Source organism: Polaromonas vacuolata (assembly GCF_012584515.1).
GTDB lineage: Bacteria > Pseudomonadota > Gammaproteobacteria > Burkholderiales > Burkholderiaceae_C > Polaromonas > Polaromonas vacuolata.
Genome location: NZ_CP051461.1, coordinates 392,489 through 416,735 on the forward strand (window position 1 = coordinate 392,489; position 24,247 = coordinate 416,735).

Below are 24,247 nucleotides of genomic sequence, written 5' to 3' on the forward strand. Positions count from 1 at the left end.
CTTTCTTAGTTTTGACCAGCAACAAAGGCAACTTGTGGGTTGTTTGTGCTGGTCTGGTTGTGATTGTTCAGGCTATGGTTAGCGAGAGGGGTAGATTTTTCTGCGCTGCTGCCCAGCGCGATACGGCGCTGGTCTCGACTAAGTTCGGAGAGTTTACGCACGGCTGCGAAAAAGCGCTGCCAGTCGCCGCCTTCGCGGGCGAACAAGGCTTCAAAACCCGGTACCAACTCATCATAGGCGGCTTGCGCACCTAAGCTGGCATTGTTGGCACGTGCCATCCAGCCGTCGTAGCCGGTATAGCCGCCCCAAGATTCTTTGAGCACTGCGTAGCGCTGGCTTAGTTGCAACATTGCTTGGGCTTTTTCTTTAGCCATGCGATCGCTAGTCGCTGTCGATGGATTTTTTATCGCATCTTCATCTCGCTGATAAATCTGTTTTAACTCAGCCCTGGTTTGACTTGCCAATGCCTTGATTGCCTGACGCCGGCTGTCATACAGCGCGTACTGATCGCGCGCCGCTTGATCGGCGTGCGTTGCTAACCAGCGCTGGCTGCCCAGCCGCTCGACGGCCGTGGCAAAGGATTCGTTAAACATAGTGTCGCCGCTAACGTAGAGCACTTGGTGCGAGAGTTCATGAAAGATTAGCCGCGCCAACTCGCCTTCTGGCTGTTTGATAAAAGTGCTCAGCAGCGGGTCGCCACCGGCCCAGTTCATCCAGCCCAGGGTCGAGTAAGCCGGCACGCCATAAACGCTGACTTCAAGGCCTTGGTCGCGTAGCCTGTCGCCTTCTGCTTGCGCCTGTGCTTGATCAAAATAGCCGCGGTAACCGACGCAGCCGGCAACCGGAAAACACCAGGTGTTCAGCGTCAGCGAGTAAGCCGGTGCAGCCACCACATTCCAGACCACTGCACTGCGCTGCAAATCGGCATAGCGGGTGTAGCTGGGGTTGTCGGGCAGATGCAGTTCGGTCACCGAAAACCTGCGTAAACGCTGACTCAGCGCCAGCTTATCTTTCAAGGCGGGCAGTGTTTGCGTGTCAGCCAGCCAGTCATCAACCGGCTTTGCCGCCCGCATCATTTGCACATGACCGCTGACTGATTGCCAGTAGTAGCCCATGCTGGTGCAGCCGCTCAAAGCATACAAAAGTGCAGCGACTAGCGGCCACTTTATGGCGCGCTGCCAGTTTGTTGTCACACTTGTGATGGGTTTCATGGGTTAGTAGCAGGAGCTTGGATTGGCCACAAGCTCACTTCCACCAAGCAATCGTAGAACACCGGGCCACGGCCTAAATCGGTCAAATTTTGACTCGTGAGTTGATTGACGTTCGTGCCATTCAAACCCATTTTCCGCCACCAAATACCCAAGCCCACCACCACGCCAGGTCTGGCTCTGTCTGAGACTTCGGCCTTGACTCTGTATTCGCCGCGCGCATTAAACACCGTCACAACTGCCCCAGTTTCAATGCCGCGTGCGCTCGCGTCTTGTGCTGAAATTTCCAGCACCGGCTCGCCCTCCATATTGCGCAGACTGGTGACATTGACAAAACTTGAATTTAAAAAATTACGCGCTGGCGGTGAAATCATGGCTAGCGGATAGGCGCTTGATGAGCCCGCTGTTTCGTAGTTTGGTAGGTGGTCGGGCAAGCCGTCTAAACCCATGGCTTGCAGTCTAGCGCTGAAGAATTCGCACTTAGAAGACGGGGTTGGAAAGCCGCCCTGTGCAAACGGCGCATCGGGCAGCGCAATCGTCGCAAAGCCTTTTTCAAGCAAAGTATTGAAGTTCACTTTGTCGCCAAACGCGGCGCGGCAAAGTGTCTCGTCATCGTCAGAAAAGCAGGCCTCGTCAAAACCCATGTGAGCGGCTAATTCGCGAAAGATTTGGGTGTTCGGTTTAGCCAGACCCAGCGGCTCTATGGCTGGGCGATTGAGCAGCGCGTCAGTGTGTCCGTAAGCGCTGTGTATGTCCCAGTGCTCGATCTGCGTAGTCGCTGGTAATACGTAGTCAGCATAGTCGGCGGTATCGGTTTGAAATTGCTCCAGCACGACGCAAAAAACATCCTCACGCGAAAAGCCCTGGACCACCATGCCGGACTGCGGGGCTACGGCAACCGGGTTGCAGTTGTAGACAATTAACGCTTCGATTCGCGGCCCAAACTCGGCCGATGTCGGCTGCATCAAATCATTGCCAATGGTGGACATATTGAGTGTGCGGGGCTGGCGACCGGCGAGTAAGTCCGGTCTTTGCAGCGCCGCACGGTCAACTGGAAAAACGCCGGAGTTGCTCAGTAAAACGCCACCAGCGCGGTGCTTCCAAGCGCCAATCAAAGCGGGTAAGCAAGCCACGGCACGCGCGGCATTGCCGCCGCCGCGTACCCGTTGCATGCCGTAGTTCAGACGAATCGCAGACGGCTGGCCGTTGACAAAACACTGACCGTAATCGTGGGCTAGATTTTTGATTTGTTCTGCCTTGATTCCGCAAATCGCGGCGGCTCGCTCTGGCGTCCAAGTCAGTGCGCGTTCGCGTAGTTCTGGCCAGCCTATGCAGTGTTGGGCGATGTAATCGTGGTCTAGCCAGTCATGGATGATTAGCTCGTGCATCAAGGCCAGCGCCAACGCCGCATCTGTGCCGGGTAGCAGGGCGATGTGTTCGTGGCATTTTTCTGCCGTTTCGGTTTTACGTGGATCAATACAAATTAGTTTTGCACCCGCGCGTTTGGCCTGCTGCACATAGCGCCAGAAATGTAAGTTGCTGCCAATCGAATTGCTGCCCCAAATAATGATGAGTTTGGATTCGGCAAAAAACTCCACCCGCATGCCGACTTTGCCGCCCAGCGTTTGGGTAAAACCTTCACCGCCAGCGGTAGAGCAAATAGTGCGGTCAAGCAGGGATGCGCCCAAGCGATTAAAAAATCTCCCGGCCATGGCTTCGGCCTGAATCAATCCCATGGTGCCGGCATAGCTGTAGGGCAATATCGCTTCTGGGTTGCGCGCGGCAATGGTTTTAAGGCGTGCCGCAATGTCTGTAAGCGCAGCTTCCCAACTCACAGTTTCAAATTTTCCACTGCCTTTGGGGCCTATGCGTTTGAGTGGCTGCAGCAAACGTTCCGGGTGGTAGCTGCGTTCGGTGTAGCGCGCAACTTTGGCGCATAAAACACCGCCCGTGTGAGGGTGGTCCGGATTGCCTTGAACCCGCAGCGCGACCTTACCTGCGGCAGTGGTTTGCACCGTGGTCACAAAGGAGCAGGTATCTGGACAGTCATGCGGGCAAGCACCCAGAGTTTGGTGGGTCTGGTCGCTGGCGATGCTAATGGTGGGGCTCATTTTTTTGCGGTCTGGTTGCGTCGAACCGCCGCGCGGATGGCGCAAATAAGCGGTTTTGAAGAGACTTTTTAAGCTTTGATGTTAGCCGCGATGTGCTGGCATTGTGTTGACTTGAGACGTAGCAGCGCAAGTCTGATGGGCTTTACGCTTGGTTACGTTTGTGTACTCATAAAACTAGTGTGTTTGTTAGTAAATCATATTTTTTTTGTTACCTTGATGGCGTTCGTTTTCTACGCATCCTAGGAAAATAAACCAATGAAAATCACTCGAAGGAATTTTGCCGTGGCTGGCGGCACGATTCTTTTAGCTGGATTGAATCCAGCAAACGCTCAGCCAGACAGCAAAATCATTTTGGGTCAGTCGGCTGCATTCACTGGGCCGGCGGCAGAGCTCGGTCTTGAATTTCACCGTGGCGCAAAAATGTGTTTTGACCAGGCTAACGCTCAGGGCGGCGTTGCCGGGAGAAAAGTTGAAATTCGCCACCTCGATGATGGTTACGAGCCCGAGCGCTGTGCGGCCAACACGCGTCAACTCATTGACGAAAATGTGTTTGCCTTGTTCGGTTATGTCGGCACGCCCACAAGCTTGGCCGCCTTGCCAATAGCGACGCAAGCCCGAGTCCCGTTTATCGCACCATTTACCGGTGCCATGGCTTTGCGTGTTCCGTTTAACCGCTACGCCTTTCATCTGCGCGCTTCTTACAACGACGAGACGGCGCAAATAGTCAAGCAGTTAACCAGCCTAGGTCTTAAAAGAATTGCGGTGTTCTACCAAAATGACTCTTACGGCATGGCCGGTTTGAACGGCGTGAAACTGGCCTTGTCCGAGCGTGGGCTGACACCGGTGGCCGCCGCTACGGTCGAGCGAAATTCAATTGATGTGGCTAAAGCCGTCAAAGTCGTGCTGGCAGCGGGTCCGGATGCGGTGGTGCAAATCGGCGCTTACAAGGCCTGCGCAGCGTTTATACGCGCGGCGCGCCATGGCGGTTTTGGCGGCGGCTTTTACAACGTGTCTTTTGTCGGCACCCAGGCGCTGGCTGAAGAGTTGGGTAAAGATGGTTTGGGTGTGATGGTCTCGCAAGTCATGCCATCACCTTACAACCCGGTGCGGCCCATTACCCGTGAGTTTTTAGCCGCCGTCAAACTGGCGGGTAACAGTATTAATCCCAACTACTCCAGCATGGAGGGTTATCTTGCCGCCCGGGTATTTCTTGAAGGACTCAAGCACGCAGCGGCGGGCGGAAAACTCAGTCGCGAAAGTCTGATCAGTGGCTTAGAAGCGATTGATCATCAGCTATTGGGTGGGTTTGTGGTCTCGTTCTCGCCGACAAACCATGTGGCGTCGCAGTTCGTGGAACTGTCTATGTTGACCGGTGATTCGCGTTGGGTGAGAACTTGAGTAAGCCTGTCTGCGCGAGTTGGATGCGGGATGACTGGCGCTTAACCGTGCAGTCTTGATTAAGCGCGGTTTAGGTCATTAATTTATGTCGCTGAGAGTTCTGACTTAACCCACGGCCAACGGTTTGCCGCCGCCAGAGGAAGCTTTGTGCGTACCATCCGCGCCATACAAAGACTGTCCGCGCGCCTGCAGAAAACCTATGGCTTCACGCGTGAAATCAAGCTGCGTATGAATCATCACGCCATTGCGGTAGTTGCTTTGATGCGCTTGCGCTGCGATAGCCAAAAGGTCTTGCCAAGCTTTTTGCAGCGCTGCGTTTCCAGCCGCCGCAGATTGCGCGCCTTGGCTGTTGGCTGCAAAACCTAGCTTGAGTTGCAGCCCATTGCGCTCGGCACTGGTGCTGGCGATAAGGCCGGCTTGAACTAATTTTTGCGCGGCCAAGTCTTGCAACCCCAAGTATTGTCCCTGTGTCATTTGTTCAGCTTCGGCTTCGAGCAAGTCGATGAACTGCTTGATCTGCGCATGTTCGCGGCGCAGCAAGGTCAGTAGGTTGTCGCTCATTGCGGTTTGCTGCTGAGCAGCTCGCGCACACTGGCCAACAGGCCATCTGCGATTTTTGCGGGATTCACTTCGTAACGTCCAGCGCTGATGTCTTCGCGAATTTTGGCCACTCGCGCGGTGTTGAAGTCGCTATTCGTGGATGGCAACTGCGGCGTCGCAGAAGTCAGTTGCACTGAGCTAGCGCTTGGCGCTGCGGCCTGCTTGATCGCGAGCGCATCTCGGTTGGACGCCGGTGCGCTGGCCTCGGATACGGGCTTTAAAAGGTTAATCTTAGGATCTATTTTCATGTGGTGTACTTCAATTGACCTTAGGGACTCGCTGAAAGACTGCCAATATTTACAGCTTTGCCAAAGTATTGCTGAGGACTCTTAGTGCTTATAACGGCAGCTTGGTGAAAAACTTGAGTGCAGCGCATTAAATTTATTCCACGGCTAGTTTGGCCGCTCGACAACACCATCGCTCCTGACGACGCCGCGCAGTACTTGGCCGCCTTCAATCTTGACTTGAACGGTCGCGCCAAGGGCGGCATCCGTCATGGCTTTGCCGTCAACGCTCACCGTAAAGCCTTGGCCGCGCGTGAGTAGTTTAATGTTTTGACCGCGCACGATCAGCGGCAGTGTGCGCAGTAATTCCTTGCGCAGCGGCGAGCCCAAGGCAATGGAGTAGTTGGCGATGGCGTCTTTAAGCAGCGTTCGGTCTAACACCACACTGTCCGGCAGTTTGGTTAAATCACCTTCGCGTAATTCGCTGTCCGCGTCTGTCAGTGCTTGGCCAGCGCTAATCGGCCGTGCCGCCGCGTAGTAGTTGCCAGTGACAGATACATAGGCCTGTATGTAGCGCGTCCAGGGCGGCTCACCTTGGCAGCGCAAACCTACCGATAGCCGTCCCCATAAGCGTGCACCAGAAGGCAAAAAGGCTTCCAGCGCGCTGCACTCAGGCGGTGAGCCTGAGATCGGCGTGTCAACCCTCAAGCTAGTTTTGCCCGGCATGCCAAGCAATTGAGGGGCTAAAAACGCATCGATGACGGCCCGCGCATGACCGGCTAGCGGTGCTGGTTTGGTGCCGGCGTTAGCGCTGCTCGCGCCGGCTAAGGCCAGTAGGCTGGCGCTTAAAACCAGCGCTGCGGTCCAAGTATTCATGCTCTTCATTCACCTGCCTTTATTCAAAACTATCTGCTTGACGTGTCACGCAGACAGCTAAACCGGTAAATTTTAAACAGCACACCCGTGATGCAATGCCGGAACTAAGGCGCTATAGGCTTGCTGTTTGGCGAATTGAAAAATGCGCTGTCTTGAGGCTTGTGTGGCGGTTTGATGGGCCGCTTTGATCCGCTTAAAAAAAGGTCAAGCAAGCGCTTAACAAGGCCAGAACAAGGCCTTGAAACCCCATCTGTTCCGCTGATTGCTGGCGCGCCCCCTGCCTACACTTAATGCTCAAGGGACTTTCCTTGAGGGCCCAACTTTTTAAACAGGTGGAAATGACATGGTAGACAAGCTCGACGCGGCGCTTCGCTTTAACTCGGAAGCGCTCAATCTTCGGGCTAGACGTCAGGAAATCATCGCCACCAATATTGCCCATGCCGACACGCCGAACTACAAAGCTCGTGACATTGATTTCAAAGCAACCCTAGCGCAGGCCGTCGCGAACGGCCGCCAGTCATCCGTAGCGATGGCCACGACTTCTAACCGCCATATTGCCGGTCAAGCGACGACGCAGGGTGTGAGCGAAGCGGATCTTATGTACCGCACACCTTCCCAGTCCAGCATAGACGGCAACACGGTTGAGATGGACGCCGAGCGCGTGAACTTCGCCGACAACGCCATGCATTACGAGGCCAACTTAAGCATACTCGGCGCGAAGATTAAGTCCTTGCTAGCGGCCGCTCAATAAACCAGCGAACAGGGAATCAAAACTATGCCGATTAACAACAGCTCAATGGGAATTTTCAATATCGCCGGTTCGGCCTTGACCGCCCAATCCCAGCGCATGAACGTGACTGCCAGCAATATGGCCAACGCTAACAGCGTGGCCGGGCCGGACGGCACGCCTTACCGCGCACGCCAAGTGGTTTTTGAAATGGCCAGCGCTCCTGGTCAACCGATAGGCGGTGTGAGAGTTGCCAGGGTGATAGAGGATCAATCGCCTATGCATTTGGTGCATGACCCTAAGAATCCGTTGGCCAACGCCGAGGGTTACGTCAGCACGTCTAACGTCAATGTGGTCGAGGAGATGGTCAACATGATCTCAGCTTCGCGTTCTTACCAAGCCAATGTTGAAGTGCTCAACACTGCCAAAACCATGATGCTCAAAACGCTCACGTTGGGCCAGTAAGCCTATCAACTCGCGCGCTCTTGACTCTCCTAAATACAAAAATTCTGAGGTAAATTTCCATGGCTACCAGCGCAATCAGCTCGACCGACACCAATGCTGCACTAGGCGTTTCGAGCACCACCGGCAAGGCTGGCAGCGACACAGAGCAGCGATTTTTAAAGCTGCTGGTGACACAGCTCAACAATCAAGATCCGCTTAACCCGCTGGATAACGCGCAGCTGACCTCGCAGCTCGCACAACTGAGTACGGTCAGCGGCATTGAAAAACTTAACGCTGCGTTCGCATCCTTGATCGCCCAGAGCGGCTCTGGCCAAGTGCTGCAGTCGGCGGCCATGATTGGTCGCCAAGTGCTCGCGCCAGGCAGCTCACTGAATATGGCGACTGGCGAAAGCACAGCGTTCGCTGTCAGCCTGCCGAGTTCGGCCGATAGCGTCAAAGTCTCGATCACGGATTCGACTGGTACCAGCATTCGCAGCATTGACTTGGGGGCTTTGCCGCCGGGTGTGAAAACCGTTTCATGGGATGGTCTGACTGACAACGGCACGCAAGCCGCCGCTGGCGCTTACAGCTTTAACGTTGCCGCCAGCGCTGCCGGCGCGCAGATAGTCGCCAGCCCGCTGACTTATGCCAGTGTGCTCAGTGTCTCGCAGGGCGGCAGCGGCGTGACAGTCCATCTCAGCGACAGCCGTTTGTCTAGCTTGAGCGAGATAAAACAGATTTTTTAAACAGCGTCCGCAAACTGCGGCGGGGCAGGGCAGAACAGAGTGGGGCATTTGAGCCTGCGCGTAGCCCGGATATTTTTATTTTGAATTTTCAAAGGATGCATCATGGGTTTCGCACAAGGCGTTAGTGGCTTGACCGCCGCAGCTAGTAATCTCGACGTGATTGGTAACAATATTTCCAACTCTGGAACGATTGGTTTTAAGTCTGGCACCGCGCAGTTCTCAGATGTTTATGCAGGCTCTGCCATAGGCTTGGGTACCGAAGTGTCAACCATTTCGCAGAATTTCAATGCCGGCTCAATTCAGACCAGTTCCAAACCGTTGGACATGGCGATTGTGGGTGGTGACGGATTTTTTCGAACCACCAGCGCGAGTGGTGAGATTTCCTTTACCCGTAATGGTCAGTTCAACGCTGACAAAGAAGGTTTTATCGTGAATGCTGGCGGCAGTCGGCTGACTGGTTTTGCGGTCGATGCCACCGGTGGAATTTCTGGTGGTGCGCCCAAGGCCTTGGTTATACCGACTGCCGCCATAGCGCCAAACCCGACCAGCACAGTCACAGCCCAGTTCAATATCGATTCGCGCTCAGTGACGCCGACGGTCACGGCGTTCGACGCGAATAATTCCAACTCTTATAACTACGCCAATTCACTCACGGTGTTTGATTCACTGGGCAACTCACACGAGCTATCGACCTTTTTTGCGAAAGATGCAAACGTTGAGAATGGCTGGAATGTTTACGTTACTGCTGACGGCTATCCGTTAAATTCTGCCGGTGAAATCAATAGCACGCCGCCGCCGCCGTCGCCGCCGCCAGCAACAGCTAACAGTGAGGTTTCAGCCACGCTGGTATTCAATACCAACGGTACGTTGAAAAGCGTGACGCCCACTGGCGGCGCCGTCTCCCCAACCAGTACCTTCAACATCACCGGCCTTGACTTTGGAAACGGTGCAGCCGCATTAACTACCGACATCACCATCGCCGGCACCACTCAGTTCGGCACCACCAACGATGTCAAAGCACTCACGCAAAACGGCTTTACATCCGGTCAGTTAACGTCTTTCGCCATTGGTGTTGATGGCAAGATTCAAGGCAAATATTCCAACGAGCAAACCAAGTTGTTGGGTCAAGTTGTGGTGTCATCGTTTGCTAATCCCAATGGATTGATCTCCAAAGGTGGTAACTCTTGGTCTCAGTCGCCGTCTTCCGGCCAGCCTTTGACGGTGGTGCCCGGCGCTGGCACCAAGTCGGGCTCTATCAGCTCGGGCTCGTTAGAAGGCTCTAACGTTGACTTGACCTCAGAGCTGGTTAATTTGGTGATCGCGCAGCGCACTTACCAAGCCAATGCGCAAACCGTCAAGACGCAAGATCAGGTGCTGCAAACCTTGATCAATATTCGTTAAAGACTTTTAAAACTTTACGCAGGAGAATCCATGGACCGCATGATTTACACAGCCATGAGTGGCGCCAAGCAGGCCATGGAGCAACAAGCCTCAGTCGCCAATAACATGGCCAACGTCTCGACTGCCGGCTTCAAAGCGCAGATCAATAACTTTCGTGCCGTGCCTGTAGTGGGCGATCAGCCCGTCACCCGCGCCATGGTGGTCGCTACCACGCCTGGTGCTGACTTCTCGCCCGGCGTGATGACACAGACCGGTCGCCCGCTTGATGTTGCCGTCAAAGGTGACGGCTGGCTTGCGGTGCAGCTGCCGGGCGGCGCTGAAGCCTATACCCGGGTAGGAAATCTTCAAGTCGGCGCTGAAGGCCAGTTGATGACGCTGGACTCATATCCAGTGCTAGGCAATGCGGGCCCGGTGGTGGTGCCGCCCGGCTCTAAGCTAGTGGTTGCCGGCGATGGCTTGATTACGGCGTTCGACCCCAACGGTGGTGCGGTCGGTGGTGCAGAAGTCGGTCGCCTCAAACTGGTCAATCCAGCGCGCGCCGATTTGCTGCGCGGTGAAGATGGTTTGTTTCGCACCAAGCCCGATGCCGCGCCAGCGCAGGTCGATCCTGCGGTCCGGCTGAGCGTCGGCACCTTAGAAGGCAGCAATGTCAATTCGGTAGAAGTCATGGTTCAGATGATTACCAACGCCAGGCTTTATGAGATGCAGATGAAAACCATACAAACCGCAGAAACGAACGACCAACAAGCCAATCGGCTGCTCTCGACTAGCTAAGCGGCATTGGCTGTGGAATGCGTTTTCTTCACGCATCAGCTGGTCTCTAGCCGTCTCTCTATTCCTGTCCCTACCCCAATTTCAGATACTCAAGGCCCACACTATGATGCGCTCGCTCTCCATTGCCAAAACCGGCTTAGACGCTCAGCAAACCCAGCTCGACGTGGTCGCCAACAACCTCGCCAACGTTGGCACTACCGGCTTCAAACGCAGCCGCGCCGTGTTTGAAGACTTGCTCTACCAAAACCTGCGCCAAAGCGGCGGTCAGACCTCGGACCAAACCCGCATGCCGTCCGGTCTGCAAGTCGGCACGGGTGTCAGGGTAGTGGCTACCGAACGCATCCACTCGCAGGGCAACCCGGTCAAGACCGATAACCCCAAGGATGTGGCGATTAACGGCCTGGGCTTTTTCCAAGTCTTGATGCCGGACGGCACGTCGTCTTATACCCGCGACGGCTCCTTCCAGACCGATCAGGCCGGTCAGTTGGTGACCGCCAGCGGCTACCCAGTGCAGCCGGCCATCACGATTCCGCAAAACGCCACCAGCTTGACGGTGGGGCGTGATGGCACGGTGTCTGTGACCCAGGCCGGCAACACGGCCAGTGTGCAGGTTGGGCAGATACAGCTGAACACTTTTTTGAATCCTGCCGGCTTGCAAAGCAACGGTGAAAATCTCTACACAGAGACAGACTCGTCAGGTGCTGCGACGCAAACTGCGCCCGGCCAGAACGGCGCTGGCGTTCTTAACCAAGGTTATGTCGAGGCGTCTAACGTCAATGTGGTTGAGGAACTTGTGAACATGATTCAAACCCAGCGCGCCTATGAGATCAACAGCAAAGCGGTGCAGACCTCGGACCAGATGCTGGCCCGATTGGCGCAGCTGTAATGGCCTTTGTGAGTGTGTTCAATTCATTGGCCGCATCGACGGGCGTGCGTTATTTAGGTCTTTTCTTGGCGCTGCTCATGACGGGCTGCGCCCAAATACCGCGTCAACCTTTGGTGGCTCAACCAATGACGGCTCGCCAGACGGTGCAGACAGCCCCGGATGCGCCTATCAACGGCGCTATCTACAGCCACGGCTATGGCACGCAAGCGCTGTTCGAAGACCGGCGGCCGCGCCGCATCGGCGACATCCTCACGGTGCTGGTGAGTGAGAGCGTTAACGCGACTAAAAATTCAGGCAGCAACGCCAGCCGCACCACCAGTGCGGCATCTAACTTAGGCGTCGTGCCAGGCGTGATGCGTGGCTTGTTAGGTGACTTAAGCCTAGACGCTAGCGGCAAAAATTCCCTCAGCGCTAAAGGCGGCGCTAATGCTGCCAACACCTTTAACGGAGTGATCACTGTCACGGTGGTGGAAGTGCTGCTCAACGGTAATTTGTCAGTCAGCGGTGAAAAGCAAATGCTGATTAACCAAGGCACTGAATTCATACGCTTTTCCGGTGTCGTCAATCCGCGCACTGTGGGTTCAAACAATACCGTGCCATCGACCCTGGTGGCCGATGCCCGCATCGAGTACAGCTCTAAAGGCTATATCGACGAAGTTCAAAACATGGGCTGGTTGCAGCGCTTTTTCCTCAATGTCGCACCGTTTTGAGTATGTTTAAAAATAGTTTTCTTCGCCCATGCCTTGGCCGTCCACTGCAGTTGGTGATTTCTTCTGCCGCGCTAGCTTTGCTTTTGGCTGCGCTACCGGCGCAGGCCGAGCGCATCAAGCAGTTGGGTAGTTTTCAGGGGGTGCGCGACAACCCTTTAATTGGCTACGGTTTGGTTGTGGGCTTGGACGGCAGCGGGGATCAGACCCAGCAAACCCCTTTCACCATACAGTCGCTGACGAATATGCTCAGCCAGCTCGGCGTGACTTTACCGCCCGGCACCAATATGCAGCTTAAAAACGTGGCCTCGGTGATGGTCACGGCGACTTTGCCGCCGTTTGCGCGGCCCGGCCAGACCATAGACATTACGGTGTCCTCACTGGGCAATGCCAAGAGTTTGCGTGGCGGCACGTTGTTGATGACGCCGCTCAAAGGTGCGGACGGCCAAGTCTATGCGCTGGCTCAAGGCAATATGGTGATTGGCGGGGCGGGTGCTTCTGCAGGTGGTAGTTCGGTCAAGATTAACCAACTCAGTGCAGGCCGGATTCCGGCTGGCGCGATCGTCGAGCGTGCCGTGCTCTCGCCTATCGCGGCGAATGGAACGCTGCTCTTAGAGCTCAATCAATCTGACTTTGGCACGGCGCAAAAAACCGTCACTGCAATCAATGATTTTTATGGTGCTGGCACAGCCAGTGCGTTAGATGGCCGTGTGATCTCCATCAATGCGCCGGAAAACGCGCAGGAAAAAGTCGCATTTTTAGCGGGCATTGAAAGCATAGACGTCACACCTTCTAAAGCCGTGGCCAAGGTGGTGATTAACGCCCGTACTGGCTCGGTGGTGATGAACCAAGCGGTACGCGTAGAAGACTGCGCCGTGGCCCACGGCAACTTGACCGTAGTCATCAAGACTCAACCGGTGATTAGCCAGCCAAATGCCTTAGCCGGCGGTCAAACCGTGGTGGCGCCGGTCACGCAGATAGAGATCAGCCAAGAAGGCAGCGCGCTGCAAGTGGTGCGCGGCGGCGCTTCGCTGGCCGATGTTGTCAAGGGACTCAATGCCTTGGGCGCAAATCCACAGGATTTAGTCTCTATTTTGCAGGCCATGAAAGCCATAGGCGCACTGCGCGCTGAACTAGAAATCATCTAACCACAGCAAAGACCAGTCATGAGCAGCTCCGGCTTTCCTAAACCCATCAACCCAACCAACGCCGCAGCCGGCGCGCTGGATCAAGCACTGTCGTTTGACGTGCAAGGCGTTGATGCGCTGCGCCGCACGGTGAGAAATTCGCCCCAAGAAGGCATGAAGCAGGCCTCCAAGCAGTTCGAGGTGATGTTTATGCAAATGGTGCTCAAAAGCATGCGCGACGCTACGCCGTCTGACGGCATGCTCAGCAGCCAGCAGAGTAAAACCTATACCGCCATGCTGGACCAGCAAATGGCGCAAAACCTTTCGGGCCGCGGTCTTGGCTTGGCCGAGGCGATGTTTACCCAACTCAATCGCACCGTCGGTGCCGGCGGCACGGCGGTCAGCCAGCCGCCGCCAGATGTGGCGCTACCCATGCCCTTGTTCAACAGCAGTAGCGGGCCCGCTTTGCTGTTGCCACAGGCCAAAGGACTGCAGATTCATGCGTCGTCTGGCAGTCTTTTCCCGCTTCCACTGACGGTGCCAGTTCCGTTGTCGTCGCCGTCAGCGCAATCGCCGCCAGCCAACCAGCCAGTTGTTAATGCAGTCGATTTGTCCTTCTATCAGACCGGCGCAGACCCGGCCAGCAAGCCGCGCAGCTCGCCGACTGGCACAGTAGACCAGTTTGTTGCGCGTATGTTGCCGGCCGCTCAACGTGCCAGTCAGGCCACCGGCGTGCCGCCGCAACTCATCATGGCCCAAGCTGCGTTGGAGTCCGGTTGGGGCAAACGCGAGCCACGTGCTGACGACGGTAGCCAAAGCTTTAACCTGTTTGGTATCAAGGCCGATAAAAGTTGGAAAGGCGCGGTGGTTGAAACCAGCACCACCGAATACGTAGGCGGTGTGGCGCAAAAAACCCGAGCCAGCTTTCGCGCTTACGCCTCTTATGAAGAAGGCTTTGCTGACTACGCCAAATTTCTCACCAGCAACCCGCGCTACGCCAATGTGTTGGCGACCAGAGATGCGGAGCAAGCTGCGCACGGCCTGCAACGCGCCGGTTATGCGACCGATCCGGCCTATGGCGGCAAGTTGGTGCGCATCATGCAGCAAATGAGTTGATCTAGCGCCATCTTGTCATAGCGCCAATAGCGGCGTAGTCGATTGACTGTGCGCATTAAGTGCGCTTGACTGCTGGTCTCGGTCAGCGTTAAAGCCGCCTATTAACGGTTTGGTTTAAAAATATTTAAGTAATTGAACTTATGTGCCGTAAAGCATGGACAGACAGTTGCAAAAAGTTTGCTTGGCGCTTGGCCGGGTTGATTTTTCAAGCGCAAAGTTTTTGTCCATGCCCGTAGGCCTTTATCGGTTTGCGAGTGTTTTTTCTACCCACGTGAAGAAATACCAATGAATGCATCACCAGAACCAAAAACTGACGTCTTAATGACGCCAAGCCAAGCCCTCAGACAAGCGACTCACCAGTCCCACACGTTTGGAGCTAAGGCATGAGTCATTTGAAAATCTCTACCCGTTTGATGCTGCTGATTTTGAGTTTGTCGGCACTGCTAGTGCTTATCGGCGGCGTAGGTCTTTACGGCATCCACCAGTCGAATGAATCCTTGCGCACGGTTTATGAAGATCGCACCGTCGCACTCGGCCAATTGGCCGAGATAGATTCTTTGCTGTTGAGCAACCAGCTGGTGTTGGGCGAGAGTTTGGTGGAACTGGCAGACGCCAGCAAAAATGCGGACCGAATCGGCGCGAATGTTTTGCGCGTGAATAATTTATTGGATGACTTGCAGCGTAAAACTCTCACAGCGCAAGAAAGTTTGCTGACCAAAAAATTCACACTCGACTACATTCGCTATCGTCAAGAGGGCTCATCCCTTGCCGTCGCGGCGCTGCGTGGGAGTAATTTTGAGCGCGCCCGGCAACTGGTGACACAAACCATGCCGCCACTGTTTATGCCTGTGCGCGAGGGCGTCGTGGCGTTATCCAAACTGCAAATGTCAGTGGCTAAATCTGAGTATGAGTCGGCGCAAACGCAATTTAAAAATCTGCGCGCAGCCGCTACTTTGGCTGTTGTTGCCGGTGTGCTGTTTGCGTTACTGTGTGGTCTGGCCTTGATACGCGGTATCTCGCGCGCCTTGAAAGCTGCGCTTGAAGCGACTAAGGCCGTGACTGACGGTGACCTGAGCCGACCTATACGCTTGCATGGCAATGACGAAATTTCTGCGTTGCTGGTCTCGCTTACTGCCATGCAAAGTGGTCTGTCAGGCATAGTCGGTCAGGTGCGTCAAGGCACTGACAATATTGCGACCGCATCCGCTGAAATCGCCGCTGGTAATCAAGATTTGTCCTCGCGTACCGAGCAGCAAGCCAGCTCGTTAGAAGAAACTGCAGCGTCTATGGAAGAGCTCACTTCTACCGTCAAGCAAAATGCAGAAAATGCGCAGCAAGCCAATCAGCTCGCAGCGGCTGCATCCAGCGCTGCGGTGCGTGGCGGCACGGTGGTCGCACAAGTAGTTGGCACTATGAGCGCCATCAATACTTCTTCCCGCAAGATTGTTGACATCATCGGCGTGATTGATGGCATCGCATTTCAGACCAACATACTGGCGCTTAACGCAGCGGTAGAAGCGGCAAGAGCGGGCGAACAAGGCCGCGGTTTTGCCGTGGTTGCTGCCGAAGTGCGCTCTCTCGCGCAGCGCTCTGCAGCCGCGGCTAAGGAGATTAAAACCTTGATTGGTGCATCAGTCGAAAGCGTTGAAGAAGGTGGACGCCAAGTCGCTGAAGCCGGCTTAACGATGAATGAAATTGTCGACAGCGCCAAGCGCGTGACCGACATCATGGCTGAGATTTCTGCTGCCAGCCAAGAGCAAACCGAGGGCATAGGGCAAGTTAATCAAGCCATCTCGCAGATGGACCAAGTCACGCAGCAAAACGCCGCTCTGGTCGAGCAGGCGGCGGCTGCTGCGGCCTCGCTGCAAAGCGAAGCCGAAGCGCTGTCACAGCTTGTGTCTGTATTCAAAATCAACGATCAGCCAGCCGATAAAAACGCTGGCTATAAACATCAGTCGGCGTCTGCTGCCCGCAGCTCCACAGTGCCCGCAGCACCGACGCAGCCACCGGCGGCCAGAGATGGAATTGCAGCGCCATTAAAAAAGCAGCTCGCCACTTCACCTGTTACGGCGAATAACGATTGGGAAACTTTTTAAGCTACGCCCAACATTAGCGACAGGCCGCGCCAAGGCTTTGCGGCAAAGCGCCTGTAGCGACGAAAAACTATCAAATCAAAAAAAAGTAAAAAGTAAAAAGTAAAAAGTAAAAAGTAAAAAGTAAAAAGTAAAAAGTAAAAAGTAAAAAGTAAAAAGTTTTATAAAACCGATTTTCAAACAATAACTACATAACCTCGAATCAGAAAATAATAAAAAATGAATATCCAAAACTTAAAAATTGGCCCGCGACTTATGCTGGGTTTTGGCGCAGTGATTGCGCTACTTGTCATCATTGCTGCACTCGCCTACGTTCAGTTAAATGAACTGACTGAAGACATCACACTGACCAATAGCGATCGTTTTCCTAAAACGGTAATGGCACATAACGCGAAGGATGAGCTCAATGACGTGACGTTCAAAATGCGCAATTTAGTCTTGCTGCGTGACAGTGATGAAATTAGCAAGATGTATACGCATATTGATGAAGCCAGTCGCAACATCGACATCGCGCTGGATGGGCTGGATAAAACAGTGACCTCGGTTAAAGGCAAAGCGCTAATGCAAGAGGTGCACGCTGCGCGGACACTTTTTCTCACCAGTAAGGCGGAGTTTGTGGCACTGCTTAAAGAAGGCAGAAGAGATGAAGCCATCACTATGCTGCTGGGTAGTACAAAAGCGATTCAAGATAAGTACATTGCGGCGTTGGATCAACTTATTGATTTACAAAACCAGTTGATGACAGACTCTGGTGCGTCATCCTTAAAACAAGCCACGCAGACACGGATGTTGATCCTGCTGATTACCGCCCTGTCTATTGCCTTCAGTTCGCTGATCACTTTAGTGATTGCGCGCAGCATAACCCGGCCTCTGGTTCAAGCTGTCGCAGTGGCGCAGCGCGTCGCCGACGGTGACCTGACCTCTGACATCGCTAGCGCCGCCAAAGACGAGATCGGCCAGCTTATGCGGGCGTTAAAAGACATGAACGACAAGCTCGCCGCCCTAGTGGGCGAAGTGCGCAGCGGCACCGACACGATTGCCACAGCGTCAGGTCAAATCGCTGCGGGTAACCAAGACTTGTCATCGCGTACTGAGCAGCAAGCGAGCTCGCTGGAAGAAACCGCCGCGTCTATGGAAGAGCTCACCAGCACCGTCAAGCAAAACGCAGAAAACGCCAGACAGGCTAATCAGCTCGCCACCTCAGCGTCTAGTGTGGCGGTGCGTGGCGGTGACGTAGTCTCACAAGTCGTCGGCACCATGGGTGCGATTAATGTTTCCTCGCGCAAGATTGTCGACATCATTGGCGTGATTGACGGCATCGCATTTCAGACCAATATTTTGGCGCTGAATGCGGCGGTGGAAGCGGCAAGAGCGGGTGAGCAAGGCCGTGGTTTTGCGGTGGTTGCGGCCGAAGTGAGATCCTTGGCGCAGCGCTCGGCAGCCGCGGCCAAAGAAATTAAAATACTGATTGGCGACTCGGTCGATAAAGTCGAAGAAGGCAGTAAACAAGTCGCTGAGGCCGGCAACACCATGAATGAAATCGTTCAAAGCGTGCAACGCGTGACCGACATCATGGCCGAAATTTCTGCGGCTAGCCAAGAGCAAAACACCGGCATCGCGCAGATCAATCAGACCATCTCTCAGATGGATCAAGTCACGCAGCAAAACGCGGCTTTGGTTGAGCAAGCCGCAGCGGCTGCCGCATCGCTGCAAGAGCAGGCCGACAGCCTGTTGCAAGTAGTGAGCGTATTTAAAATTAATGCCGCCTCAGTGCAGCATTACGCGCCGCCACGCTACACCCATTCAGCACCTAAAAAACCAGCGCCACCCGTACAGCCGCCGCCTTCTAGAGCCGGTATTGCTGCGCCCAAAAGTCGGCTGGCTAAACCTGCTGTCGCAGCAGACGGTGATTGGGAAACCTTTTAAGTTTTTCTCGTCGATAAACCAATGATTCAAAGAGGATAAAAAATGAGCAACGAAAACACGCACGACCAACCGCATGAATTTCTCGCCTTCACGCTAGGCCAAGAAGAGTACGGCATAGACATACAAAAGGTGCAGGAGCTGCGTGGCTACGACACCGTCACCCGCATCGCTAACGCGCCAGAACACATTAAAGGCGTGGTCAATTTGCGCGGCATCATAGTGCCGATTATTGACATGCGGATTAAATTTAATTTGGGTGAGCCAACCTACGATCAGTTCACCGTGGTCATTATTCTCAATCTCGCGACCCGCGTGATGGGCATAGTTGTCGACAGCGTCTCAGACGTCATCAGCCTCACGCCAGAGCAAGTCAAACCGGCCCCAGAAATGGGCGCTGCGCTGGATATTCAATACCTGATAGGTCTGGGCACAATCGATGAACGAATGTTGATTTTGGTTGATATAGACCGGCTGATGACGAGTGCTGAGATGGGCTTGGTCGATAAGTTGGCGGCTTGACGAAAAATCTAAACCGTTTGGATCGCTATGGTTGGTCTGTGGTTTAGGTTGTAGTTTAAGTTTTTCGGCGCTGGTAAATGCTGGACGACGCAACTGCATTGCGGCTTAAAAGCGTGCATTGCTTAGCCGTGCGAAAAGTAGTGCTACGTACAGTTCGTAATGACTGCAATAGTCATTGACGCCTAAAAAAACCTTTGCCAGATCCCTTTTTCGGTTTTCGATTTGGTTTGAAAACTGTGATTTATATCTCTACTCGTAGACCAAACCTTCTGCCGGTAAGCAGTGCTGTGGGGGATGCCGCGCGCACTTCGCATAGGTTTGAAAACCAATTTCAAAATACGAGACTTTTTTTATCTGACCAAAACGGTCGGTAGCGACTTATTTTTTTAACCCAAGGATTGTTTGATGAATTTTTTGATGAAGCTGCGCATAGGACAGCGACTTGCGCTGGGCTTTGCACTGGTGTTGTTGCTCTCGGCAACGGCGACTAGTTTTGCTCTGCTTGACTTGCGCGCCAGCACCCGAACCATGCACCGAATGATGCAAGTGCCGCTGGCTAAAGAGCGACTCGTCGCCGACTGGTATTTGCTGTTGTATTCGGCAGTGGTGCGGACTTCTTTGATTGCCAAAAGTAACGACGCTTCTTTGTCCACTAGCTTCGCACCAGAGATCTCCGCCAGTGTGGTTCAAAGTACCGAGTACATCAAAAAGATTGAGGTGCTGCTGAGCTCTGAGCAGGAAAAAGCGTTATACCAAGCCATAGTCGATGTGCGCAAAAAATACCAAGCCGCCAAAGTGGCGGTGATGGCCGCTAGGTTGAGTGGTAATTCTGTAGAAGCCGATCGCTTGTACGCCGAGTCATTTGCACCGACCGCCAAGGACTATGAATCTCGCGTTTTAACGCTGCTGTCATTAGAGCGAGAAACCATTGATAGGCTGGAGAACGCGATTGACACCTCTAACGAGCGCAGCTTTAAGTTGGTCGCAGCGCTTAGCCTACTGGCATTGTTGCTCGCTTGCGCGACTGCCCTCGCTCTCACGCGCAGCATTACCCGGCCTTTAAAGAAAGCGCTGTCGGTTGCCCAATCCGTCGCGTCTGGCGATTTAAGTAGCCGTTTTTCTGCGCACAGCAATGACGAAATTGGTCAGCTAATGCAAGCCCTTCAAACCATGAATGACAGTCTGTCTCGACTGGTTGGCGATGTGCGGCTGAGCACCGATACGATTCGTACCGCGTCTGGTGAGATTGCCGCTGGAAATCAAGACTTGTCTTCGCGCACCGAACAGCAAGCCAGCGCCTTAGAAGAAACCGCCGCCAGCATGGAGCAGCTGACCACCACCGTTAAACAAAACGCTGATAACGCTAGGCAGGCCAATAGCTTTGCGGCGACCAATTCCAGCGTCGCCCAGCGCGGCGGTGCTGTGGTCTCGCAAGTGGTTGTGACCATGAGCTCTATCAGCGCGTCATCTCGAAAAATTGTCGACATCATTGGCGTGATAGACAGCATTGCTTTTCAGACCAACATACTTGCACTGAACGCCGCAGTCGAAGCGGCGCGTGCCGGTGAGCAGGGCCGCGGCTTTGCGGTGGTCGCGGGTGAGGTCAGAAGCTTGGCGCAGCGCTCGGCTACAGCGGCCAAAGAAATCAAGGTCTTGATCGATGCATCAGTTGCCAGTGTGGAAGAGGGCAGCCGACAGGCGCTAGAGGCGGGTAAAACCATGGACGAGATTGTCTCTAGTTCAGGCCAAGTCAGCGGCATCATGACCGGCATAGTCAGCGCCAGCCAAGAGCAAAGCAGCGGCATTGAGCAGGTTAACCAAGCGATTACGCAAATGGATCTGGTGACCCAGCAAAACGCGGCCTTGGTTGAGCAAGCTGCTGCCGCCTCGGCTTCGCTGCAAGAGCAAGCCAGCGGTCTATTGCAATTGGTAGACCAATTCAAATTAGCCGATCGCTCGTCTAGCAGCGCTTGATCTAAGCGGTGTTTTCGCCTCAGTTCAAGCAGAGCGGGTGCCGCACTTTGGGCTAAAGTTTCTACACAATTTGCCGTTAATGAATAAGTAGTTTGAAGGCACAGAATTTTCAGGTGCTACGGCGATATTTTTTAGCTTAGGAGTCAGAGGTTTTATGTCGAACAGCTTGTTTTATACCGGCTTGAGTGGTCTCAATTCCGCCCAGTCTGCGCTGGTGACCACCGCTCACAACACGGCTAATGTCAACACGCCTGGTTATAGCCGCCAAGCGGTTCAAGTCGCGTCCAGCTTAGCGGTTGATAGCGGTGCCGGCTTCATCGGTACTGGCGTGCGCGTGACGGGTGTTAGCCGTAGCTACGACCAATTTCTCAATAACCAGCTCAACCAAGCGCAGTCACTGAATCAGTCGCTGACGACTTACGCGACCCAGATTGGTCAGATCGACAATCTGTTGGCGAATCAAAGCGCTGGTTTATCACCGCAAATTCAAAACCTGTTCACCAGCGTTCAGGCCGTGGCCAACACACCGGCAGACCCGGCCGCGCGCCAGCAGTTAGTCAGTGGCGCGCAGGCCGTGACTAACCAGTTTCGCGCCACCGATCGGTTCTTGACTGACATCGAATCGAATATCAATGCCCAGGTCGTAGGCAGCGTCGAACAGATCAATACCTTCGCGCAACAAATTGCCAGCCTAAACCAGCAAGTCAGCAAATTTAGTGGCTCTGGACAAGCACCTAACGATTTGCTCGACCAGCGCGACCAGCTAGTGAGCGAGTTGGGCAAACTAGTGTCGACGAAATTGGTGGTGCAAGACGGTGGTCAATACAACGTCTTTATCGGCAACGGCCAGTCCTTGGTGTTGGGCAGTAATGCGACAACGCTGGCGGCAGTGAAGTCCTCAGCCGATCCAAGTCGCACCGCTGTCGGCGTGGTTACTGTCGCTGGTACGGTTAACGAATTGCAAGACAGTACGATCACGGGCGGCTCGCTTGGCGGGCTGTTGCAGTTTCGCAATGAAGCGCTGGCGAGTTCGCAAAATGCACTCGGTCGAATTGCTATTGCGTTGTCGGACAGCTTTAATTCACAGCAAAATTTAGGCCTTGATTTGAACGGTAAATTGGGTAAAGATTTTTTTACCCAAGCCACGCCAGCGGTGATCGCTAACGGCCGCAACACGGGTAACTTAAGTGTGACGGCCAGCTTTTCTGACACCAGTAAATTGAGCACCAGTGACTATCGCTTAGATGTAGGTGCGTCGACTGGCACGGGTCCCACCTATACCTTGACGCAACTGACAGACAACAAAGTCATCTCCACGACGCCCGGTACCTCCGCTGCAGGCAAACCAACTTTGACCTTTGACGGCGTTACGCTGGAGATACCTAGCGGCACGGGCAACAGCGGGGATTCGTTTTTAATCCAACCCACACGCACTGGTGCGCGCGACTTCGCCGTACTCATTAGCGACCCGGCAAAAATCGCCGCCGCTACGCCAGTCGTGACGGACAACAGTGTGGGTAATCAGGGCAGCGGTTTAATCAGTGCGGTTAAGGTGGATGCCAAATACATTTTGGCTGCACCGAATTTTACAAAAGTCACTTTGAGTTTTAGCAGCACGAGCGCTCAACTCACCGGTTTTCCAGCCGATGCTGCGGTCACTGTCACACCCGCTGATGGCACGGCCGCGACCACTTATGCGGCCGGTGCAGCTGTCGATTACAAGGCTGGCGCCAGCATATCTTTTAACGGTATTAACTTCACCATCGCCGGCACACCCGCGAATGGCGACACTTTCACGATTGCTAAAAATACCGGTGGCGTGTCCGACGGCAGCAACGCCTTGCTGTTAGGCGCGCTGCAAAATAAAAACACCATAGCGGGTTCAACCGCGAGCTTTAGCGGTGCCTACGGTCAGTTGGTTAGTGTGGTCGGTAACAAGGCGCGCCAAGTCGAAATTGCAAACGCTGCGCAGACTAGCTTGACGGCTCAGGTGCGCTCGTCACAGCAGTCAGTCGCCGGTGTGAATCAAGACGAAGAAACCGCCAACCTGTTGATGTTTCAGCAAATGTATCAGGCCAATGCCAAGGTCATACAGACCGCAGCTACTATTTTTGACGCCATATTGGCAATCCGTTAAGCGCCGTTTAGGAGACAGTTATGCGCGTGAGTACCTCATCTTTTTACGAACAAAGCCGAGCCACAATTGGCGTGCAGCAAGGCAACTTGCTCAAGGTGCAAACACAACTGGGTACTGGCAGCAAAATTCTTGCGCCATCAGATGACCCACTGGGTGCTACCCGCGCGTTGGCCGTGTCGCAGGCGATTGCTTTAAACACCCAATACGCCACCAGTCGCGGCCAAGCGACGCAGACACTGACGCTAGAAGAGACCACGCTGCAAAGTGTGACCTCGGTGCTCGACAACGTGCGACAGTCTATCGTGCAGGCCGGCAACGGCACTTTGAGTGATGCTGATCGCGCCTCGATTGCCACTGTGCTGCAAAGCAATTTAGCCCAATTACAAGGCTTGGCGAATGCGGATGACGGCAACGGGCAGTTTTTGTTCGCGGGCTTTAAAAGTGGCAGTCCGCCCTTTGTCTCTCAAGCCGATGGCAGTGTCACCTATGCCGGCGACCAAGGTCAGCGCTTGTTGCAAGTTGATGTGTCGCGTCAACTCTCCAGCACGGATGACGGGCGCAGCATATTTCAGTCAGTTCAAGGCGGTGCGGGTTATGTCAGCGCCTCGCCAGACACGAATAAGGGTAGCGTCGTTTTTTCTCAGCTCTCTGTCACGGATCGCGGAGATAAAAATTTTGGTAAAGATTTCGCTATCAATTTTTCTTCATCACCGGCTTCTTACACTGTCAGCACAATTGCCACGCCTTCGGAAGTTGTGACGACTGCAACGCCGTTTGTTCCTGGCCAAACGATTAATTTTGGCGGCGTAAACATCAAGCTCACTGGCACGCCAGCTGACGGTGACAGCTTAAACGTCAAGCAAGCGCAAAACGCTGGTGCGGATATTTTCTCGTCTATCCGTGACGTGATCACGGCATTGAATAAACCAACCGAAGGCTTGGGTGCACCCGCTCAAGCGAATTTGCTCAATGCACTGAGTACGGCGAATCGCAAAGTCGTCAATGCTGCTGACACGGTGTCCACCGTGCGCGCATCTGTCGGCTCTAGGCTGCAAGAACTCGATGCACTAAGTGTCTCGGGCGACAGCCGTACGCTGGCCAACAAAAGCTATCTCTCGAGCATTCAAGACTTGGATTACGCCACTGCGATTTCTGAGTTCTACCAGCGCCAGACAGCGCTGCAAGCGAGTCAGCAAACGTTTGTGAAAATCCAAAACATTTCGCTGTTTAACTACCTATAACTTTTTTTTTCG

General features: G+C 54.2%; 21 protein-coding genes. 16 read left to right on the forward strand and 5 right to left on the reverse strand.

Features of this window, described 5'->3' with window-relative positions; genetic code table 11:
• Positions 1-5 precede the first annotated feature (5 nt).
• Together HC248_RS01965 and HC248_RS01970 are read right to left on the reverse strand one after the other, a co-directional pair.
• Positions 6-1,211 carry an aminopeptidase gene (locus HC248_RS01965; protein WP_168921041.1) on the reverse strand — a complete coding sequence of 402 codons (1,206 nt, stop codon included), beginning with the start codon at positions 1,209-1,211 and terminating at the stop codon, positions 6-8.
• The gene (locus HC248_RS01970; RefSeq protein ID WP_168921042.1) at positions 1,208-3,319 is read right to left on the reverse strand and encodes a molybdopterin-containing oxidoreductase family protein; all 2,112 of its coding nucleotides are present in this window, start codon (positions 3,317-3,319) and stop codon (positions 1,208-1,210) included. Before HC248_RS01970 ends, HC248_RS01965 begins: the two co-directional genes overlap by 4 nt.
• 255 nt (positions 3,320-3,574) lie before the next feature.
• On the opposite strand from HC248_RS01970, the gene HC248_RS01975 reads away from it, so the two are divergent.
• The gene (locus tag HC248_RS01975; RefSeq protein WP_168921043.1) at positions 3,575-4,717 is read left to right on the forward strand and encodes an ABC transporter substrate-binding protein; all 1,143 of its coding nucleotides are present in this window, start codon (positions 3,575-3,577) and stop codon (positions 4,715-4,717) included.
• 105 nt (positions 4,718-4,822) lie between these two features.
• Here the strand turns inward: HC248_RS01975 and HC248_RS01980 are convergent, their stop codons facing one another.
• From HC248_RS01980 to flgA, 3 genes are all read right to left on the reverse strand, one after another.
• Entirely contained in the window at positions 4,823-5,278 is a 456-nt protein-coding gene (locus tag HC248_RS01980; protein ID WP_168921044.1) for a flagella synthesis protein FlgN, read from the reverse strand.
• On the reverse strand, positions 5,275-5,565 hold the full coding sequence (gene flgM, locus HC248_RS01985; protein ID WP_168921045.1) for a flagellar biosynthesis anti-sigma factor FlgM: 291 nt from the start codon (positions 5,563-5,565) through the stop codon (positions 5,275-5,277). Before flgM ends, HC248_RS01980 begins: the two co-directional genes overlap by 4 nt.
• 144 nt (positions 5,566-5,709) lie before the next feature.
• Positions 5,710-6,417, reverse strand: a complete 708-nt coding sequence (gene flgA, locus HC248_RS01990) for a flagellar basal body P-ring formation chaperone FlgA (RefSeq protein ID WP_168921046.1) — start codon at positions 6,415-6,417, stop codon at positions 5,710-5,712.
• A 343-nt stretch (positions 6,418-6,760) separates the two neighbouring features.
• Between flgA and flgB the strand changes: the two genes are divergently transcribed.
• From flgB to flgL, 15 genes are all read left to right on the forward strand, one after another.
• A complete protein-coding gene (flgB, locus tag HC248_RS01995; protein WP_168921047.1) occupies positions 6,761-7,168 on the forward strand; it encodes a flagellar basal body rod protein FlgB in 408 nt (135 codons plus the stop codon).
• Between the two features lie 24 nt (positions 7,169-7,192).
• Positions 7,193-7,609: a flagellar basal body rod protein FlgC gene (gene flgC / locus HC248_RS02000; protein ID WP_168921048.1), complete on the forward strand. Its 417-nt coding sequence runs from the start codon at positions 7,193-7,195 to the stop codon at positions 7,607-7,609.
• 59 nt (positions 7,610-7,668) lie between these two features.
• Positions 7,669-8,334: a flagellar hook assembly protein FlgD gene (locus tag HC248_RS02005; RefSeq protein WP_168921049.1), complete on the forward strand. Its 666-nt coding sequence runs from the start codon at positions 7,669-7,671 to the stop codon at positions 8,332-8,334.
• A gap of 102 nt (positions 8,335-8,436) precedes the next feature.
• Positions 8,437-9,735: a flagellar hook protein FlgE gene (gene flgE, locus HC248_RS02010; RefSeq protein WP_168921050.1), complete on the forward strand. Its 1,299-nt coding sequence runs from the start codon at positions 8,437-8,439 to the stop codon at positions 9,733-9,735.
• A gap of 30 nt (positions 9,736-9,765) precedes the next feature.
• The gene (flgF, locus tag HC248_RS02015) at positions 9,766-10,509 is read left to right on the forward strand and encodes a flagellar basal-body rod protein FlgF (RefSeq protein WP_168921051.1); all 744 of its coding nucleotides are present in this window, start codon (positions 9,766-9,768) and stop codon (positions 10,507-10,509) included.
• Positions 10,510-10,612: 103 nt separating this feature from the next.
• The gene (flgG, locus tag HC248_RS02020) at positions 10,613-11,395 is read left to right on the forward strand and encodes a flagellar basal-body rod protein FlgG (protein ID WP_168921052.1); all 783 of its coding nucleotides are present in this window, start codon (positions 10,613-10,615) and stop codon (positions 11,393-11,395) included.
• Positions 11,395-12,105 (forward strand): flagellar basal body L-ring protein FlgH, encoded by a 711-nt coding sequence (locus HC248_RS02025; protein ID WP_168921053.1) that lies wholly within the window; start codon positions 11,395-11,397, stop codon positions 12,103-12,105. The genes flgG and HC248_RS02025 overlap by 1 nt, the downstream gene beginning before the upstream one ends.
• Before the next feature lie 2 nt (positions 12,106-12,107).
• A complete protein-coding gene (locus tag HC248_RS02030) occupies positions 12,108-13,250 on the forward strand; it encodes a flagellar basal body P-ring protein FlgI (protein WP_272953645.1) in 1,143 nt (380 codons plus the stop codon).
• An 18-nt stretch (positions 13,251-13,268) separates the two neighbouring features.
• On the forward strand, positions 13,269-14,345 hold the full coding sequence (gene flgJ, locus HC248_RS02035; RefSeq protein ID WP_202882401.1) for a flagellar assembly peptidoglycan hydrolase FlgJ: 1,077 nt from the start codon (positions 13,269-13,271) through the stop codon (positions 14,343-14,345).
• Positions 14,346-14,728: 383 nt separating this feature from the next.
• Complete coding sequence (locus HC248_RS17775) at positions 14,729-16,441, forward strand: methyl-accepting chemotaxis protein (protein ID WP_168921054.1); 1,713 nt, start codon at positions 14,729-14,731, stop codon at positions 16,439-16,441.
• Positions 16,442-16,657: 216 nt separating this feature from the next.
• Positions 16,658-18,364: a methyl-accepting chemotaxis protein gene (locus HC248_RS02045; RefSeq protein WP_168921055.1), complete on the forward strand. Its 1,707-nt coding sequence runs from the start codon at positions 16,658-16,660 to the stop codon at positions 18,362-18,364.
• A 42-nt stretch (positions 18,365-18,406) separates the two neighbouring features.
• Complete coding sequence (locus HC248_RS02050; RefSeq protein ID WP_168921056.1) at positions 18,407-18,883, forward strand: chemotaxis protein CheW; 477 nt, start codon at positions 18,407-18,409, stop codon at positions 18,881-18,883.
• A gap of 405 nt (positions 18,884-19,288) precedes the next feature.
• Positions 19,289-20,857, forward strand: coding sequence for a methyl-accepting chemotaxis protein (locus HC248_RS02055; RefSeq protein ID WP_168921057.1), 1,569 nt, complete (start codon positions 19,289-19,291; stop codon positions 20,855-20,857).
• 154 nt (positions 20,858-21,011) lie between these two features.
• Positions 21,012-22,994, forward strand: coding sequence for a flagellar hook-associated protein FlgK (gene flgK / locus HC248_RS02060; protein ID WP_168921058.1), 1,983 nt, complete (start codon positions 21,012-21,014; stop codon positions 22,992-22,994).
• 20 nt (positions 22,995-23,014) lie between these two features.
• Positions 23,015-24,235 (forward strand): flagellar hook-associated protein FlgL, encoded by a 1,221-nt coding sequence (flgL, locus tag HC248_RS02065; protein WP_168921059.1) that lies wholly within the window; start codon positions 23,015-23,017, stop codon positions 24,233-24,235.
• Positions 24,236-24,247: the final 12 nt, after the last annotated feature.